14 protein-coding genes are annotated in these 17,138 nt (G+C 39.2%); 8 read left to right on the forward strand and 6 right to left on the reverse strand.

Going from position 1 to position 17,138, the window contains the following annotated elements; translation table 11 throughout:
* Positions 1-20: 20 nt before the first annotated feature.
* Genes GM920_RS11550 through lpxK form a run of 3 tightly spaced genes read right to left on the reverse strand, consistent with a single transcriptional unit; the run spans position 21 to position 3,914 of the window.
* A complete protein-coding gene (locus GM920_RS11550) occupies positions 21-2,066 on the reverse strand; it encodes a putative porin (protein WP_182957252.1) in 2,046 nt (681 codons plus the stop codon).
* A complete protein-coding gene (locus tag GM920_RS11555; RefSeq protein ID WP_182957254.1) occupies positions 2,066-2,881 on the reverse strand; it encodes a purine-nucleoside phosphorylase in 816 nt (271 codons plus the stop codon). Before GM920_RS11555 ends, GM920_RS11550 begins: the two co-directional genes overlap by 1 nt.
* Positions 2,853-3,914 (reverse strand): tetraacyldisaccharide 4'-kinase, encoded by a 1,062-nt coding sequence (gene lpxK, locus GM920_RS11560; RefSeq protein WP_182957256.1) that lies wholly within the window; start codon positions 3,912-3,914, stop codon positions 2,853-2,855. Before lpxK ends, GM920_RS11555 begins: the two co-directional genes overlap by 29 nt.
* A gap of 112 nt (positions 3,915-4,026) precedes the next feature.
* On the opposite strand from lpxK, the gene pruA reads away from it, so the two are divergent.
* The gene (pruA, locus tag GM920_RS11565; RefSeq protein WP_182957258.1) at positions 4,027-5,661 is read left to right on the forward strand and encodes an L-glutamate gamma-semialdehyde dehydrogenase; all 1,635 of its coding nucleotides are present in this window, start codon (positions 4,027-4,029) and stop codon (positions 5,659-5,661) included.
* Positions 5,662-5,780: 119 nt separating this feature from the next.
* Here pruA and can read toward each other — a convergent pair whose 3' ends face one another.
* The 3 genes from can to GM920_RS11580 form a co-directional block, all read right to left on the reverse strand.
* Positions 5,781-6,461 (reverse strand): carbonate dehydratase, encoded by a 681-nt coding sequence (can, locus tag GM920_RS11570; protein ID WP_182957260.1) that lies wholly within the window; start codon positions 6,459-6,461, stop codon positions 5,781-5,783.
* Between the two features lie 6 nt (positions 6,462-6,467).
* Entirely contained in the window at positions 6,468-8,072 is a 1,605-nt protein-coding gene (locus GM920_RS11575; RefSeq protein ID WP_182957262.1) for a SulP family inorganic anion transporter, read from the reverse strand.
* Positions 8,073-8,151: 79 nt separating this feature from the next.
* Positions 8,152-8,493 carry a hypothetical protein gene (locus tag GM920_RS11580; protein WP_182957264.1) on the reverse strand — a complete coding sequence of 114 codons (342 nt, stop codon included), beginning with the start codon at positions 8,491-8,493 and terminating at the stop codon, positions 8,152-8,154.
* Between the two features lie 198 nt (positions 8,494-8,691).
* On the opposite strand from GM920_RS11580, the gene GM920_RS11585 reads away from it, so the two are divergent.
* From GM920_RS11585 to GM920_RS11615, 7 genes are all read left to right on the forward strand, one after another.
* A complete protein-coding gene (locus tag GM920_RS11585) occupies positions 8,692-9,930 on the forward strand; it encodes a porin (protein WP_182957266.1) in 1,239 nt (412 codons plus the stop codon).
* 158 nt (positions 9,931-10,088) lie between these two features.
* On the forward strand, positions 10,089-11,630 hold the full coding sequence (locus tag GM920_RS11590; RefSeq protein WP_182957268.1) for an acyl-CoA carboxylase subunit beta: 1,542 nt from the start codon (positions 10,089-10,091) through the stop codon (positions 11,628-11,630).
* 2 nt (positions 11,631-11,632) lie between these two features.
* A complete protein-coding gene (locus GM920_RS11595; protein WP_202986092.1) occupies positions 11,633-12,796 on the forward strand; it encodes an MFS transporter in 1,164 nt (387 codons plus the stop codon).
* 5 nt (positions 12,797-12,801) lie between these two features.
* Positions 12,802-13,221 (forward strand): GNAT family N-acetyltransferase, encoded by a 420-nt coding sequence (locus GM920_RS11600; RefSeq protein WP_182957269.1) that lies wholly within the window; start codon positions 12,802-12,804, stop codon positions 13,219-13,221.
* A gap of 80 nt (positions 13,222-13,301) precedes the next feature.
* On the forward strand, positions 13,302-14,414 hold the full coding sequence (locus GM920_RS11605; RefSeq protein WP_182957271.1) for a M42 family metallopeptidase: 1,113 nt from the start codon (positions 13,302-13,304) through the stop codon (positions 14,412-14,414).
* A gap of 133 nt (positions 14,415-14,547) precedes the next feature.
* The gene (locus GM920_RS11610; RefSeq protein ID WP_182957273.1) at positions 14,548-16,098 is read left to right on the forward strand and encodes a helicase HerA-like domain-containing protein; all 1,551 of its coding nucleotides are present in this window, start codon (positions 14,548-14,550) and stop codon (positions 16,096-16,098) included.
* 101 nt (positions 16,099-16,199) lie between these two features.
* Positions 16,200-17,099, forward strand: coding sequence for a nucleotidyltransferase family protein (locus GM920_RS11615; RefSeq protein WP_182957275.1), 900 nt, complete (start codon positions 16,200-16,202; stop codon positions 17,097-17,099).
* The last annotated feature ends 39 nt before the right edge of the window (positions 17,100-17,138 follow it).

The following is a 17,138-nucleotide window of genomic DNA, read 5'->3' on the forward strand; positions in this document are numbered from 1 at the left end:
TTGACAAAGAAACATTCAGCTTAGTCGTAGAAACTCCAGCTTACCCCAAATTTGATCAACACTCTGTCCATCATAGGATAACGGTTTACCGAATAATATCCTTTAGACAACAGCCCTTGATTGGCATAATCAGTTTTCACGAATATATTGGCTTTTCTCAAACTGGCTTTCACCCAAACGTCCAGAATTGGTGTGGAATCAAAAGTTGTACCTTGTCCGACATAAAACTGTCCTGCAGGTGCAGAATAAGAATAGTTTTTATAGGGCGTATTGTAACGGACATCAAACCCTACATTTGTTTTTAAGGCTTTAAAGAAGGTATGATCCAGGAAGAAACTGGCAAAGGCATACAACTCTGGTGTCCTCAAAATATTCGGATTGTCAGTTTTTTGATAAACCAGGTAACTATCTAGATTAAATTTTCCAAATTTCAACTTTTTACCTACGGTAATTTTCAACAGGTTAATACTCCCAAGTTGTGCTGGTACAATATTATTTGCATTTAATGCGTAGAAAGCACTATCAAGGACTCCATTATCTGGAGTTGGTGTTGTGAAATATAAGTAATCACTGATTCGGAAATATTCTGCTCCAGCTTCAAAATTCAATCGGTCATTCAGGTATTTAAAAGAAAGGTTAATGGTTTTTGTACGGTTAAAATCTCTTTTCCAATTGTAATGGTTTCCAAAATACCGGGTAAAAACTTCCTCTGGTGATTTATTCTGAAAATACCCTCCCAAAACAATCCGTCCTACCGATTTACTCAATAAAACATTACTTTTTGCTTCGTATAAAAAATCGCCACTGTTTCTTCCTTGAAATATTTGCTGTAAATCTACATTGAGGTCTACACGATTACTAAACCTATATCCTGCAGATCCTAGCAGCGTTACGTTTTGAAAAGTGGAGTTATAATCGTAATAAGTGTCTACTTTATTTGGATAATATACACCTTGATGGTACTTATAAAAGTCATGTCTGATTCCAGCATCCAATTTTAACTCATTCTTGATGATAGAATTGCCTTTTCCACGAAGAAAAAAGCTATACATAAATTCATTCTGCACATTCATATAGCGGGTACTGTCATAAGTAAATGACAAATCTGCTATACCTGAAGGAATAGCCGTATGATCATCCGCTGAGGTTTTATGAAAAGTGTAGGAGTTTACATCATATTTAAATGTATAGGCTATTTTATTAGTAGGTAAAATCTTGTCTGAAATCTCCTGAGCCAGACTATCAATCCTACCAACAAAATAAGTTTGCTTGATCATGAAAGAATTTGAACGGTAGATATGTCCTGCATCCACTAGTCTAACTGGCTCTGATAAATGGTCTAATCCAACCGCTGTCTGAGGTACATTATCATATATTTTTGTATTATAGATAGACCCATTCTCACGGGCTTTTAGGGTATTAAAAATTGCAGCAACCCATAAATTATATCGTTTATTCGGGCTTTGATACCAAGAAAAAATATCTGCATTTAAGTGATCACCTCTTTGCCTTGGATAATACCCATTGGCACCAATTCTATTGTAATTAGCGCCAATATTCCAGTTTCTTTTGATATTCTGAGAGTGGGTAACTTTAAAGATTGCCTCAGTTTCTCCTGCGGAAATAAAATAGAGATTGGTATATGGGGTTCTGGCCTGATAATATTTGATATCATTCTGACCAATGGCATAAAAATCCAGGGAATGAAATCCAGCATCAAATCCAATTGTTTTTGAAGGTTCAAACAGCATTGGCATCGCTGCCAAACCAAGGTTTCCTGTACCGACAGTTGGTCTTCTCGGCTGAGCAATCATACTGAAATTCTGGAAACCAGCGAGCGTGGTATCTAAAGGTAGGGTTTGAATACTATCTTTAGTAAGCTTCAAAGTGGTATACCTGATAAATTTGGAAGTAAAAATAACAGAATCCAATCCTGCTTCTTCTTTCTTTCTTAACGAATCCAATAATTTATTATCATTTACCGTCGTCTTTAAATCTTGGGCAAAAGACTGCCCACTCCCCAATAGGAAAAAGCAAAAAACAAATAAGGCAATGCTTTTATACATTATAAAGTAGAGATTAATTGGCTCAGTATTTTTGTCATTCTTGGCTCTGCAATTCTTGCCGTTTCAATGATCTCTTCCAGACTCACTGCTTGTAATTCTTCTGGAAAACCTTCATCAGTTAATACGGAAATGGCAAATACCGGGATGCTCATGTGTTTGGCTACAATGACCTCAGGAACGGTACTCATTCCAACTGCATCACCACCAATGATGCGTAAGTATTTATATTCTGCTTTAGTTTCCAAATTTGGACCAGTAACCGCAACATATACCCCTTGATGGCAAACAATATCATTGTCTTTTGCAATTTCTAAGGCGGTTTTAATCAAAGATCGTTGATATGGCTGACTCATATCCGGGAAACGGGGTCCCATATCAGCATCATTTCTTCCCCTAAGCGGACTTTCAGGTTGCAAGTTAATATGGTCGTTGATGATCATCAAATCGCCCTTTTTGAAATCAGGGTTTAAAGACCCAGCTGCATTAGAAACGAAAAGATGCGCAATTCCTAGGGCTTTCATCACCCGTATCGGAAAAGTAATCTGCTGCATGTTATAACCTTCATAATAGTGAAGTCTGCCTTGCATGGCAACTACCTTTTTTCCGTTTAATGTACCAAATATCAATTTACCTGAATGAAATTCCAAGGTAGAGATTGGGAAATTAGGAATATTAGAATACATCAACTGATGTGCTATTTCTATTTCACCCACCAATCCACCTAGACCAGTTCCCAAAACGATGCCAATTTCTGGTTGGAAATCATTCGTTTTACGTTTAAGATATTCAACGGTTTCGTGTATGACTTGAAACATAAGCTATAATTTTTTGATCAAATATAATTTTATCTTTTGCGCTTAACCCAATTTTCACAGGTAAATAAAAGATTGGTAAATTTAACAGTAATTCTTTTAAAGTACCACCTAATAAACGTTGCGCATCCTTTTCTGTTGTGATGATTATTTTTTCTGGAGCAGGGTCTTTTTTAAAGGCCTTTACCAGTTCCTGAATATCTGCAGTGGTAAAGCGGTAATGATCCGGATAGTCATGGTGTTGAATGTTATCGGTATATGCCCCTAAATACTGCAACAGTGGCTTTGGATTGGCTATTCCAGTTAACAAAAACACGCTTGTATCTTTAGTAATCGAGTTACATAATCGGTCTTCTCCCAAGATCATCGGGACCAAAGATTGGTAAACCAGACCAGAAAACAAGGCATTTTCTTTCCATTTATCCTCAAATTTATTTAAACACTTTTCGGCCATTCCCCCTGGGATTACTTCCGGAGATTTAGTAATCAGGATTGATTCTGCTCTTTTATATCCAGAAAAACTTTCCCTCAGGTTTCCTGCAGGCAATAGAAACTGTGGTTTCAATAACTTTTCAAATTCAAATAAGAGAATATGATATCCGGCACGAATAGCGCGGTGCTGATAGGCATCATCCAGAATAATCAGGTCATGATCTTTCTGTAACTTCCTTGCCCCAACTACACGATCTTCACAAACAGCGACGGTAATTTGGGGGAATTTTCGATAAAACTGCATCGGTTCATCACCAATCGTTTCAGCTGTTGCCTGATTATCCGCCAAGATAAAACCTTTGGTTTTACGGCCATAACCTCTGCTCAATATGGCAATTTTACGGTCTGGAAAAAGACGCACCAGGTATTCCGTCACCGGGCTTTTACCTGATCCACCAACCACCAAATTCCCAACACAAATCACCGGAATATCAAAACCAATAGCTTTAAACATACCGATATCATATAGCTTGTTTCTTACAAAAACTACGATGCCATAAAGGATGGAAAAAGGAAATAACAGATAGCGTAAGTATTTTATCATGTTGCGCTTCAAAAATAAGAATTATAGCGCGTAATGCATGAAGTTTATACATATTGAGGGTTACCGGGCAACAAAATAAAAGGCTATCTTTGTACAAACAATATTTTATATCATGCTTAAAGGATTTTTTAACGTACCAACTCCGGTTAATGAGCCTATTTTAGGTTACGCCCCGGGAAGTAAAGAACGTGAACTTTTGAAGGCCGCAATTGCCGAAGCCCGCTCTAAAAAAATTGACATCCCGATGTACATCAACGGAAAGGAAGTTCATACTGAAAATAAAGGAACCACAACTCCTCCTCACGACCATCAGCACATTCTTGCTGAATACAGTAAAGGAACGAAGGAACATGTTAGTCAGGCTATTGATGCTGCTTTAGCAGCGAAATCAAAATGGGAAAATTTAGCATGGGAACACCGTGCAGCGATCTTCCTGAAAGCAGCTGATCTTATTGCAGGTCCATACCGCTATAAATTAAACGCAGCTACAATGCTGGGTCAATCGAAAAATGCTTACCAGGCAGAGATTGATGCTGCTTGTGAGCTGATCGACTTCCTTCGTTTTAACGTAAGTTATATGTCGGAAATCTATAAACAACAACCTCCGGTTTCTCCTAAAGGTTCATGGAACAGAGTAGAACAACGCCCATTAGAAGGTTTTGTATTCGCTTTAACGCCATTTAACTTTACTGCAATCGCTGGTAACCTACCTACTTCAGCAGCAATGATGGGGAACGTAATCGTTTGGAAACCTGCAAATACACAGATCTATTCTGCGAATGTATTGATGCAGATTTTCAAAGAAGCTGGTTTACCTGATGGGGTTATTAACTTAGTATATGTTTCCGGACCGGAAGCAGGTGAAGTAATCTTTAACCATCCTGATTTCGCTGGTATCCACTTTACAGGTTCTACTGGCGTATTCCAGGACATCTGGAAAACGATCGGAAATAACATTCATAAATTCAAAACTTACCCACGTATTGTTGGAGAAACAGGTGGTAAAGATTTTATCCTTGTTCATGGTTCAGCGGAAGCAGAATCTTCCAGCACAGCGATCATCCGTGGTGCATTCGAGTACCAAGGACAAAAATGTTCGGCAGCTTCACGTGTTTACGTGGCAAAGAGCATCTGGCCTAAAGTAAAAGAATACATGCTCCGTGATCTTGCTGAATTCAAAATGGGCGGTACTGAAGATTTCGGTAACTTTATCAATGCGGTAATTGATGGGAATTCTTTCGACAAATTAGCGAAATACATTGATGAAGCTAAAAAAGATAGCAGTGTAGAAATTATTGCTGGTGGTAACTACGACAAATCTAAAGGATACTTTATTGAGCCTACTGTATTGGTAGTTCAAGATCCTAAGTACGTAACAATGTGCGAAGAATTGTTCGGCCCGGTATTGACCTTATTTGTTTATGATGATGATAAATTCGATGAAATTTTAGACATCGTTGACAGCACTTCAATTTATGCCTTAACAGGTGCCGTAATTGCACAGGATCGTTATGCAATTGAAAAAGCAACACAACGTTTGAGAAATGCAGCAGGTAACTTCTACATCAATGATAAATGTACAGGTGCCGTTGTTGGTCAGCAGCCTTTCGGTGGCGCCAGAGGTTCTGGTACCAATGACAAAGCAGGTTCAATGATCAATCTTCTTCGTTGGGTTTCTCCACGTACGATCAAAGAAACTTTCGATCCACCTAAAGATTTCCGTTACCCATTTTTGTCTAACGACTAGTCTTACTTATTTTGATCGATCTGTGGATCGATCAAACGATCATAAAAAAAGCGGAGGCCCTGAAAAGGAGCCTCCGCTTTTTGTGATCACAAACTGCTCATCACAGCCAGTTGTTCTAGCTATTTCAATTTTTCAATCCCATCCATTCTGAACACAGAATTCATGTTGCTGTTGTTGTCACAGGTAACACCAAGATCTGAAATAAAGCCATTTTCCAGACTATAAGCCCAGCCATGTAAGCCTAGCTTTTTACCATTAGCCCATCTGTTCTGAACGATAGATGTTTTGCTCAGGTTAAAAACTCCCTCAATTACATTCAGCTCAACTAGTCTTTCGCTTCTCTTCTTTTTATCAGAGATCATATCCAGTTCATGGTAATGCAACCTGTAAGTATCTTTAATATTTCTTAACCAGTTGTCGATAATTCCATACTGCTTATTACCCATAGCTGCTTCAACTCCACCACAACCATAATGACCACAAACAATCACGTGCTCTACTTCTAATACATTAACCGCATAATCGAGTACACTTAACATGTTCATATCAGTATGTACCACTACATTGGCAATGTTACGGTGAACAAAGATGTCTCCAGGATTGGTATTCGTAATCTGATTTGCAGGAACACGACTGTCAGAACAACCTATCCATAAGATTGGCGGTTTTTGTCCGGCTGATAAACGTTCGAAAAATTTAGGATCTTCTGCTAAAGTGGAAGCCACCCAGTCTTTGTTTCCTTGTAATAATCCTTCGTAAGTAATTTGACTGCTATCTTGTTTTTCTAATTTTGCGCACATAATAATTTAATTATTAATTTCTTCTATAATTTTACTGTCCAACTTTGGCACAGTATACTGTTTCTTAATGTTCTCTAATATTACTATCGTTCCTTTTGTAAAAGCATTGTGCTTAAAGTTGAAAATCGTTTCCAACACATCCGGATCAATATATCGGGAATTTGTTCCATCGATAATGACAGTTGTTTCTTTAGGGATATTATTCAGCATGACCTGAATGGCTGCTTTATTTAAAAATGAAACCTCTTCCGCTAATTTGATGCGAAGATTTTTCTTGGTTCCTTCCTCCTGAATTTTGTAAAAGAATGGATTACGCATATTGGTACGTAACAGGTAGAAAATAGAGAATAACATTCCTACTGCCACACCTTTTAACAGGTCAGTCAATAACACGGCAATAATCGTAATCACAAACGGTACAAACTGGTCCCAGCCTTTATGGTACATATGTTGAAATAAAGCAATACGTGTTAATTTATAACCGGTTACCAATAAGATTGCTGCCAAACAGGCTAATGGAATCATATTGATGACACCTGGAATAAATAAGAAGGACAAAAGTAACCATACGCCGTGAAAAATCGCAGACATTTTAGTTCTTCCTCCTGCATTTACGTTTGCAGAACTCCTTACAATTACTGATGTTAGGGGTAAACCACCTAGCATACCGCTAGCCATATTACCTACACCCTGAGCTAATAACTCTCTATTTGTTGGAGTCGTTCTTTTTATCGGGTCAATTTTATCTACCGCTTCAATACTCAATAAAGTTTCTAAACTGGCTACTACTGCAATTGTCGCAGCAACAATCCAGACTTTACTATCGGTGATCGCAGAAAAATTTGGCATAGTAAATAAGCCAGTCAATTCCGACCATCCATTAACCACAGGAATTTCCACCATTTGCGTTGCATTCAATGCATACCCTGTCCCCTGGAAAGCGATACTTAATATAATACCTAAGGCTACCACGATAAGTGGCGCAGGAATTACATTCACTTTTTTCAACTTCGGCCAATACAATAACACCGCAATAGACAATCCACTGATCACAATCGCTGCTAGCGTAAAATGACTAAAGGCATTTCCTATAGCTGAAAACGTATTTTGGTTGTCCGTTTGAAAAAAACTCATATCTCCAAAGAAATCTGAATCTACACCTAAGGCATGAGGGAGTTGCTTCAGGATTAAAGTAACCCCAATTGCGGCCAACATTCCTTCGATGACGCTGGAAGGGAAGTAATTACCGATCATACCACCTTTCAATAATCCCAATACGATCTGCATAGCCCCAGCCAGCACTACTGCCAGTAAAAACGTCTGATAACCGCCTAATTGACCAATCGCACCAAGCACGATTGCAGTTAGCCCAGCGGCAGGACCACTCACACTCAATTGAGAACCACTAAGACTTGCAACGACAATACCTCCAACAACACCAGTTACTAGACCGGCAAACAACGGTGCACCTGAGGCCAGGGCCACACCTAAACATAAAGGTAAAGCCACCAAAAATACCACGATACTGGAAGGCAAATCACGCTTTAAGTTCTTTTTTAATATATACTTCTTCACTTCCAATCTTGAAAAGATTGAGTTCCCATTTTGCATAAAACAATGTTTTAATTCTTGTAAACTAATTTAAAAAATTGCACAGCTATCCTTACAACAGGTTAGTTATGCGAATAAATTAGACCAAGTTAGGAGGAGGTGTAGGAACGGAAGGATGGAAAGGATCGACATGTCTCTTAAAGTGATCAATATAACTGTTGCTGATACCAAAATGGCTCAAGACAGCATTAAAGTCCATGGTATAAGGAAAATCAATCATTTTATAATCCAGGAGGTTCACCTTGGCCTTACCACTCTCGCCGTCGGCACTGTGTTCAACTTCGATCTGCATGATCACCAATTGAATACTTTCCTTCTGGATATCACTAAAAAATACGGGTGCGCCAGAAATCATCATCTTTACACAAAAGATGCCTAAAAAGGTAATGATGATTAAAAGACGGTATTTCCGTAATGACATTTTGATTATTTAGTTCATGCTTAACTGTTCAAAAATAACTCCAAAATAGCCGAACTAGCAAATTGTCATGTAAAAAAAATGTAATTTAGTTCATATTCAACTAAAAAACAGGCTCTTAAATTTAAAACCAAACCTATTTCATAGAAAAACGAAGCATTAAACGTAATTTAGGCCACTCAAAATACCCTTACCTTATTCATGAGAAAATTATTACTATTTATCGTCATGCTGGTTCCTTTCTCGGTTCTAGCGCAAAGCAATAACGCCCCCTCTTCTTATGCTCCGCATGAAATAAACATCACCGGATATCTTCAAACGCAATTTCAGTGGGCACAATCTGCAGGAATAAATTCTTTTTCAGGTGGAGATTTCAGCAAGAATTCTGACTCTCGTTTTATGATTAGAAGGGGCCGTTTGAAGATAGACCGTGCCGATAAATATTCTAGTATTGTCTTCCAGATTGATGCCACACAAAATGGGGTAAATTTGATGGATGCCTTTATCCAGTTTCACCAGGAAAACACCAAGCAATTTCTTTTTACTGCCGGATTATTTAACCGACCATTTGGGTATTCCATCGTATATTCTTCGGGATACAGGGATTTTCCAGAACGTGCAAGGGTATTTCAAACCTTAATGCCTAGAGAACGTGACCTTGGCGCAATGATCTCATTTAAACCAGATTATAAACCTTTAAGCTTTTTAACCGCAGATATTGCAGTAATCAATGGAAGTGGATTAACCGCCAGAGATTATGACTCAAAAAAAGATATTGTTGCAAGCTTAGGTTTCAAATTTGACAGCCTTTCTAATAAAAAATTAAACTTGGGTTTCGGGGCTTCCTACTATAAAGGTTACGTACGCAGTGACACAGAAACATTTTTTGTCAAAAATGGCAGTGGTTTTGTCAAAGACACCAATCCAAGTCATGTGAATGCATATGCTAATCGTGATTATTATGGCGCCAACCTACAAGTACAGTATGACAATTCCTTTGGTACAACCTCATTTAAGGCAGAATATGTAGCGGGAAAACAACCTGGAATAGCCGCTACTGCAGACATCACTGGCCCTGTTGCCAGCACAAGCTTCTCTGCTCAACCAAAAACAGACCTTTACCTGCGTGATTTTAATGGCTATTATTTTTGGCTAACTCAACGAATTGGAAAATCTAAGTTTAATGCTTTGCTTGCTTATGATGTTTATGATCCAAATGTTCATGTGTCAGAAAAAGAAATCGGTGCGCCAAACAGCAATACTACTGCCGGAGATATTAAGTTCAGTACCCTGGGTTATGGACTTACTTATATGGTGAATGGACGTCTAAAATTTACCTTGTATAACGAGCATGTAGTTAATGATGACACACAGCTACCACAATACACCAAAGACATTAAGGATGATGTATTTACTGCCCGCCTACAGTATCGCTGGTAATTAGGATCTATTTAATAAATATTGCTATTTTACGAAATCATTATAGCGGAATCACAATCTCAGTTAAATGATGACCTTAAAATCTACATTTAACTGAGATTGTGCTTTCCGGCCAACCCAAAAGACAATCAACCATACGAAAAACCAAAAATATTCTAATGAAAACCAAAATAGAGTTACTTCAGGATAAAGTTAAACAAGCGCATACTGGTGGTGGAGCTGTAAGAATCGAAAGCCAACATAAAAAAGGAAAACTGACTGCAAGAGAAAGAATTCACTTCTTAATGGACGAAAACTCCTTTGAAGAAATCGGCATGATGGTGACTCATAGAAGTACCGATTTTGGGATGGAAAGAGAAAAATATCTTGGCGATGGTGTAGTGACGGGATATGGAAATATCAATGGTCGTTTGGTCTACGTGTTTTCCCAGGATTTCACAGTTTTTGGTGGCTCGCTTTCAGAAACTCATGCCGAAAAGATCTGCAAGATCATGGATATGGCCATGAAAAATGGTGCTCCGGTAATCGGCTTAAACGATAGCGGTGGCGCACGTATTCAAGAAGGTGTCGTTTCCCTGGGCGGTTATGCCGATATCTTTTACAGGAATGTGCAGGCTTCAGGGGTAATCCCGCAATTGTCTGCCATTATGGGGCCATGTGCTGGCGGCGCAGTGTACTCTCCTGCCATTACCGATTTTATCTTGATGGTAGAAAACACTTCATATATGTTTGTAACCGGCCCTAACGTGGTAAAAACAGTGACACATGAAGTGGTGACTTCTGAAGAATTGGGTGGTGCAAGTACCCATGCAACCAAATCTGGTGTCACTCACTTTGCTTGCAGCAATGAACTGGATGCCATCAACCATGTTAAAAAACTACTGAGCTATATGCCTCAGAATTGTGAGGAGACACCGGCCTTACTTCCTTATGAAACGACAAATGAGGAACGTATTTCATTAAATACGCTGATGCCTGTAAATGCTAATCAACCTTATGATGTAAGAACTGTGATTGATGAAGTAACAGATGCAAACAGCTTCTTGGAAGTACATAAAGAATATGCAGAGAATATTGTGGTCGGTTTTGCACGTCTGGCGGGAAGAAGTCTTGGTATTGTTGCCAATCAGCCTGCCTACCTTGCTGGTGTATTAGACAACCATGCCTCAACTAAAGCAGCCCGTTTTGTTCGCTTTTGCGATTGTTTCAACATCCCTTTATTGGTATTTGAAGATGTCCCAGGTTTCCTTCCAGGTACCGATCAGGAATGGAATGGAATTATCAATAATGGAGCAAAATTGCTATATGCCTTTAGTGAAGCAACTGTTCCACGGATTACAGTGATCACCAGAAAAGCTTACGGTGGCGCTTATGATGTGATGAATTCCAAACACATCGGAGCGGATATGAATTACGCCTGGCCTACTGCAGAGATTGCGGTAATGGGTGCTAAAGGGGCCGCTGAAATCATTTTCAAGAAAGAAATCTCTACCGCAGAAAATCCGGAAGAAAAATGGCTGGAAAAAGAAAAGCTCTACTCTGATACTTTTGCTAATCCTTACCGCGCCGCTGAACGTGGTTTTGTAGACGAGGTAATCGAGCCTGCGCAAACCAGAATAAAATTGATCAAAGCATTTAAAATGCTGGAAAATAAAGTGGTGAACGCACCACGTAGAAAACACGGAAATATACCCTTATAATAATGAAATTGAGTCGTACAGATGTCTTGCTCATGGCCTTTTGTACTGGTCTTATTGTAGCAAACATTTATTATTGTCAGCCACTGGTGATTCTGGTGGCCCAAGAATTTAAAGTAACGGAAAGTCATGCTGGTATGATCACTTACCTTACCCAGGCAGGTTATGCACTGGGTTTATTTCTAGTGGTTCCACTCGGTGATATGTTTGAGCGCCGGAAACAGATCTTAATGATTACCGGGTTAGCGGTAGCATCCTTACTCCTTGCCGCCATGTCTTCTAGTTTTTTATGGTTACAAATCGCCAGTGTGCTGATTGGTGCAAGTTCCGTTGTTCCCCAATTAATTTTACCGATGGCTGCCAATTTAAGCTCAGACGAAAAACGTGGAGAAACAATAGGCATCATTACAAGCGGCTTACTGATAGGAATTCTGGCTTCCCGATCCATCAGTGGCAGTGTTGGCTTTTTATGGGGATGGAGAAATATGTATTTTATCGCCGCCGGTATCTGTGCACTGTTAATGCTGCTGATGGCAAAACGTTTCCCGCTAAGCAGGCCTTCGTTTACAGGAACTTACCGGGAATTGATGGCTTCTATGTGGCATTATGTAAAAACTGAATCTGTATTGAGAGAAGCTTCCATGATCAATTTCCTGGCTTTCGCGGTGCTTAGTGCATTCTGGACAACCATGGTCTTGTTTCTGGCAAACCCACCCTTCAACTTTCAAACCATGCAAATCGGTCTGTTTGGAATTGCCGGCGCTGCGGGGGCCTTAGCTGCTCCCTTGGTTGGCAAATTGAGTAGTGGCCAAAATCCCCGTAAAAATATTTTGATCGGCCTGATATTACAAGTTGGAAGTCTAGTCGCTTTTTACTTTACCGGTAGTCAATTATACCTATTTGTAACAGGGATTATTTTAATTGATATTGGCCAGCAGGCCATTCATGTAACCAACCAGACCCGGATTTATGCCTTAATACCTGAAGCGCGCAATCGCCTCAATACGGTGTTTATGTCGTTCAGCTTTGTCGGTGCAGCTGTTGGATCTGCAATTGGATTATGGCTTTGGGATAAAGGACAATGGCCAGTGTTTTGTATTGGAACGACTGCGATAATCCTACTCAACATTTTCATCTATAAATTTTTCAGTAATAAGGTCAGAAATTAAACCCGATGGAAAAAATTCATATTGAACAGATCAGACCTGACCTTACCTGGCGAATCAGGCATATGGCAATGTATCCGGAGCTGCCATACCAAACCATAAAGCTAGAAAACGATCATGATGGCCTCCATTTTGGCTTATTCGCCGGTGATCAATTAGTTTCTGTTGTTTCTCTATTTAATGAAGAAACGGTTTACCAGTTTAGAAAGTTTGCGACCATACCCGAATTTCAGGGAAGAGGTTATGGCAGCCTACTGCTTCAACACCTAATCAATTATGTGAGTCCATTGGGAGCCTCCATGCTATGGTGTAATGCCCGTAGTACTGCCATAACATTTTATGCGAAGTTTGGCTTTTCAGAAACTGAGGATCGCTTCAGCAAAACCGGCCTGGAATTTGTCATCATGCAGTTACAACTCAACAATTAACTTGTTGCTTCCACCCGAGTTTATATATTTGTTCTGGTAAAGCACAATACAGCTTATTATACGTTTTAAAGAAACATTAAATGACAAAAAAGAAAGACGATAAACAGAAACACGTTTCTGTAGTTACTAAAAAGTCACTCCAATTTTTTGAAGAATATATCAATAATCCATCGCCTACAGGCTTCGAATATCCTGGTCAAAAGTTATGGTTAGACTACCTAAAACCTTATATTGATGAAAGTTTCATCGACAATTACGGTACTGCAGTAGGTGTAATTAACCCTAAAGCAGAATACAGAGTAGTAATCGAAGCTCATGCTGATGAAATCTCCTGGTTTGTAAATTACATTACTCCGGAAGGTTTAATCTATGTGATCCGCAATGGTGGATCTGATCACCAGATTGCTCCGTCGAAAAGAGTGAATATCCATACCGATACGGGAATGGTAAAAGCAGTCTTTGGATGGCCAGCAATCCACACCAGAAGTGGTGAAAAAGAAGAAGCTCCAGCATTAAAAAACATTTTCCTTGACTGTGGCTGTACTTCTAAAGACGAAGTGGAAGCATTGGGTATCCATGTAGGTTGTGTGATCACCTATGAAGACGAATTCATGGTGTTAAATGACCGTTACTATGTGGGAAGAGCGCTAGACAACAGAGCTGGTGGTTTCATGATCGCAGAAGTTGCCCGCTTATTAAAAGAAAACAAACAAAAACTTCCTTTCGCTTTATACATTGTTAACTCTGTGCAGGAAGAGATCGGTCTACGCGGCGCCGAAATGATTGCCGACAGGATTAAACCACATGTAGCCATCGTTACAGACGTTACACATGACACCAGCACGCCGATGATCAATAAAATCACACAGGGTGATTTAGCTTGCGGTAAAGGACCTGTCGTTTCTTATGCCCCAGCGGTACAAACCAACCTGAATAAATTACTGATTAAAACGGCAGAAAAAAATGATATTCCATTCCAACGTCAGGCTTCATCAAGGTCTACCGGTACAGATACGGATGCATTTGCTTATTCTAACGGTGGTGTTCCATCTGCTTTAATCTCTCTACCACTGCGCTATATGCACACTACAGTGGAAATGATTCATAAGGAAGATGTAGACAATGTGATCAGCTTGATTTACCATGCTTTATTGAACATCGAGAAAAACCACGATTTCAAATACAATAAATAAATTCTTTCCATTTTTGCGATAAAGCTAAGGGGTGTCTGCTAAAATCAGATACCCTTTTGTTTTGCTTTAAATTTCCTATTTTTAGGAAAGTATGGGGAGCAAATCCAGCTCAACACCTATAAATTTTCTAACTATGAGCGATCAAACCCAAAATTTTATAGAAAAAGTCAAAGCAGCATACCCAGCCCAAGGAGCCTACATTTATTTAGGCGCCGGAATTTTAAATGCTGAAGTATTGGCAGATGCTGAAGTAAATCTCTATTTACACATGATGAACCGTCATGGGCTCGTTGCAGGAGCTACAGGAACTGGAAAAACCAGAACGTTACAACTGCTTGCTGAGCAACTTTCGGATGCGGGAGTCCCTGTTTTTATGCTGGATGTAAAAGGTGATCTTTCCGGCTTATACCAGCCAGGAGAAAGCAACCCGAAAATTGAAGAAAGAGCAAAAATACTGAACAGACCCTTTGTACCAACTGCATACCCTATAGAACCATATTCGCTTTCTGGGAAATTAGGGGCACAAATGAGAGCAACCATTCTCGAGTTCGGACCTACTTTACTCGCAAAAATTTTGGATCTAAATGATACCCAGACTGGTGTGTTATCAGTAATTTTCAAATATGCTGATGACAACAAGCTTCCTCTTATCGACCTGAATGATCTGAAAAAACTAATTTCCTACCTGTCTGATGGTCCTGGAAAAGACGAAATAAAAGCCGATTATGGGAGTATATCTTCATCAACCTCGGGAACTATCTTAAGAAAAATTGTCACCATAGAACAACAGGGACTCAGTCAGATTTTTGGAGAACCATCTTTTGATATCGAAGACCTATTGCAGAAAACAGATGGAAAAGGAACAATTTCCCTTTTAAATATCTCAGACGTTCAGAACCAACCGAAATTATATTCCACTTTTTTACTCAGTTTATTGGCCGAACTTTTCTATAATCTACCTGAAGTAGGTGACCTGGATCAACCTAAGCTAGTATTCTTTATTGATGAGGCTCATTTGCTATTTAAAGAGTCTTCAAAGGCCTTTTTAGAGCAGATTGAAACAATTATCAGACTCATCAGATCCAAAGGTGTAGGCGTCTTCTTTTGTACGCAGTCGCCTACAGATATCCCTGAAAGCGTTCTTTCGCAATTGGGAAACCGTATCCAGCATGCACTAAGGGTATTTACACCTAATGATGCAGACGCCTTAAAGAAAACAGTGAACACCTACCCTACTTCTACCTTTTATAAAATTGATAAAGTACTCACCTCTTTAGGGACGGGACAAGCGCTGATTACGGTATTAAATGAAAAAGGAATTCCGACCGAAGTCACGGCCACCATGCTTACGCCACCTAAAGCGGTAATGGGACCTTTAAATTCATCCGACTATGAGCAACTGGTTTTGTCCAGTCCGATGAACAAAAAGTACGGAACTACCATTGATCCGGAAAGCGCTTATGAAATATTAACCAAACGACTCAATGATCAGCAGTCTGCCCCATCATCAGTAACAAAATCCTCAGAAACGAACAGTAAGAAAGAAGAAAAAAGCGTGATCGAACAAATCATGGGCGCGAGCATCACCAAACAGATTGGCAAGGAAATTGTACGGGGGCTGTTCGGAATGTTAAGCGGCAAAAAAACCAGAAATACTGGCGGAAAGGGAATATTTGGATTCTAAATCAACCATAATCTACCTATAATTCGGGATATTGCTGTTTAAATTTGAAAAAACACCCATTTTCTTACCTTGAATTTAAACATATTAATTATTTTAGTCCCATGAAACCAACCTTATTAATCTTAGCAGCTGGTATGGCGAGTCGCTACGGCAGCATGAAACAAATTGACGGGTTCGGCCCGAACAACGAAACTATTATTGATTATTCTATATATGATGCTATAAAAGCCGGATTCGGTAAAGTTGTATTTATTATTAAAGAAGAGTTTTTAGAGGATTTCAAAGAAATTTTCGAAGCAAAGTTAAACGGAAAAATTGAAACAGATTACGTTTTTCAGGACTTCAATATTAAACAATTTGGTGTAGATATCGAAATTGAAAGATCAAAACCTTGGGGAACTGCACATGCAATTCTTGCTGGTAGAACAGCTATTAATGAGCCTTTCTGTGTGATCAACGCAGATGATTTCTATGGTTTAGATGCTTATCAGAAAATGGTTAAGTTTTTAACTACAGAGGTTAGCGACAGTAATTATTCAATGATCGGATACGAAATCGGCAAAACATTGTCTGAGTATGGATCTGTTTCCAGAGGTGTTTGCCAGGTTAATGCTGACGGTATCTTAGAAGAAGTTGTAGAACGTACAAAGGTATTAAAGAACGGTGACGCGATTGTTTTCGAAGAAGGCGACACTCAATATCCTTTAACACCAGATACACGTGTATCGATGAACTTCTGGGGCTTTACTCCTGCAGTATTTAAAATTGCAGAAGAACTATTCAGAGATTTTGCTGTTCAAAATAAAGAAAATCCTAAATCGGAATTTTTCATTCCATTAGTAGCGGAATACCTGGTAAAATCAAGAATTGCTAATTTCAAAGTAATTCCTACAGATAGCCAGTGGTTCGGTGTAACTTATAAAGAAGATAAACCGATTGTTCAGGCGAGTATTGATCAATTGATCAAAGACGGAGCTTACCCTTCAAATCTTTGGGATTAAGTATCCTCAAATCATTTAAACAAAAAAGGGATTCACAAT

Origin of the sequence: Pedobacter gandavensis, assembly GCF_014172405.1 — a bacterium.
GTDB classification, from domain to species: domain Bacteria; phylum Bacteroidota; class Bacteroidia; order Sphingobacteriales; family Sphingobacteriaceae; genus Pedobacter; species Pedobacter gandavensis.

Bases quoted from the DNA above. Each gene is read 5' to 3' on its own strand.
- GM920_RS11550 (WP_182957252.1), bottom strand. From the start codon at position 2,066: ATGTATAAAAGCATTGCCTTATTTGTTTTTTGCTTTTTCCTATTGGGG.
- GM920_RS11555 (WP_182957254.1), bottom strand. From the start codon at position 2,881: ATGTTTCAAGTCATACACGAAACCGTTGAATATCTTAAACGTAAAACG.
- lpxK (WP_182957256.1), bottom strand. From the start codon at position 3,914: ATGATAAAATACTTACGCTATCTGTTATTTCCTTTTTCCATCCTTTAT.
- pruA (WP_182957258.1), top strand. From the start codon at position 4,027: ATGCTTAAAGGATTTTTTAACGTACCAACTCCGGTTAATGAGCCTATT.
- can (WP_182957260.1), bottom strand. From the start codon at position 6,461: ATGTGCGCAAAATTAGAAAAACAAGATAGCAGTCAAATTACTTACGAA.
- GM920_RS11575 (WP_182957262.1), bottom strand. From the start codon at position 8,072: ATGCAAAATGGGAACTCAATCTTTTCAAGATTGGAAGTGAAGAAGTAT.
- GM920_RS11580 (WP_182957264.1), bottom strand. From the start codon at position 8,493: ATGTCATTACGGAAATACCGTCTTTTAATCATCATTACCTTTTTAGGC.
- GM920_RS11585 (WP_182957266.1), top strand. From the start codon at position 8,692: ATGAGAAAATTATTACTATTTATCGTCATGCTGGTTCCTTTCTCGGTT.
- GM920_RS11590 (WP_182957268.1), top strand. From the start codon at position 10,089: ATGAAAACCAAAATAGAGTTACTTCAGGATAAAGTTAAACAAGCGCAT.
- GM920_RS11595 (WP_202986092.1), top strand. From the start codon at position 11,633: ATGAAATTGAGTCGTACAGATGTCTTGCTCATGGCCTTTTGTACTGGT.
- GM920_RS11600 (WP_182957269.1), top strand. From the start codon at position 12,802: ATGGAAAAAATTCATATTGAACAGATCAGACCTGACCTTACCTGGCGA.
- GM920_RS11605 (WP_182957271.1), top strand. From the start codon at position 13,302: ATGACAAAAAAGAAAGACGATAAACAGAAACACGTTTCTGTAGTTACT.
- GM920_RS11610 (WP_182957273.1), top strand. From the start codon at position 14,548: ATGAGCGATCAAACCCAAAATTTTATAGAAAAAGTCAAAGCAGCATAC.
- GM920_RS11615 (WP_182957275.1), top strand. From the start codon at position 16,200: ATGAAACCAACCTTATTAATCTTAGCAGCTGGTATGGCGAGTCGCTAC.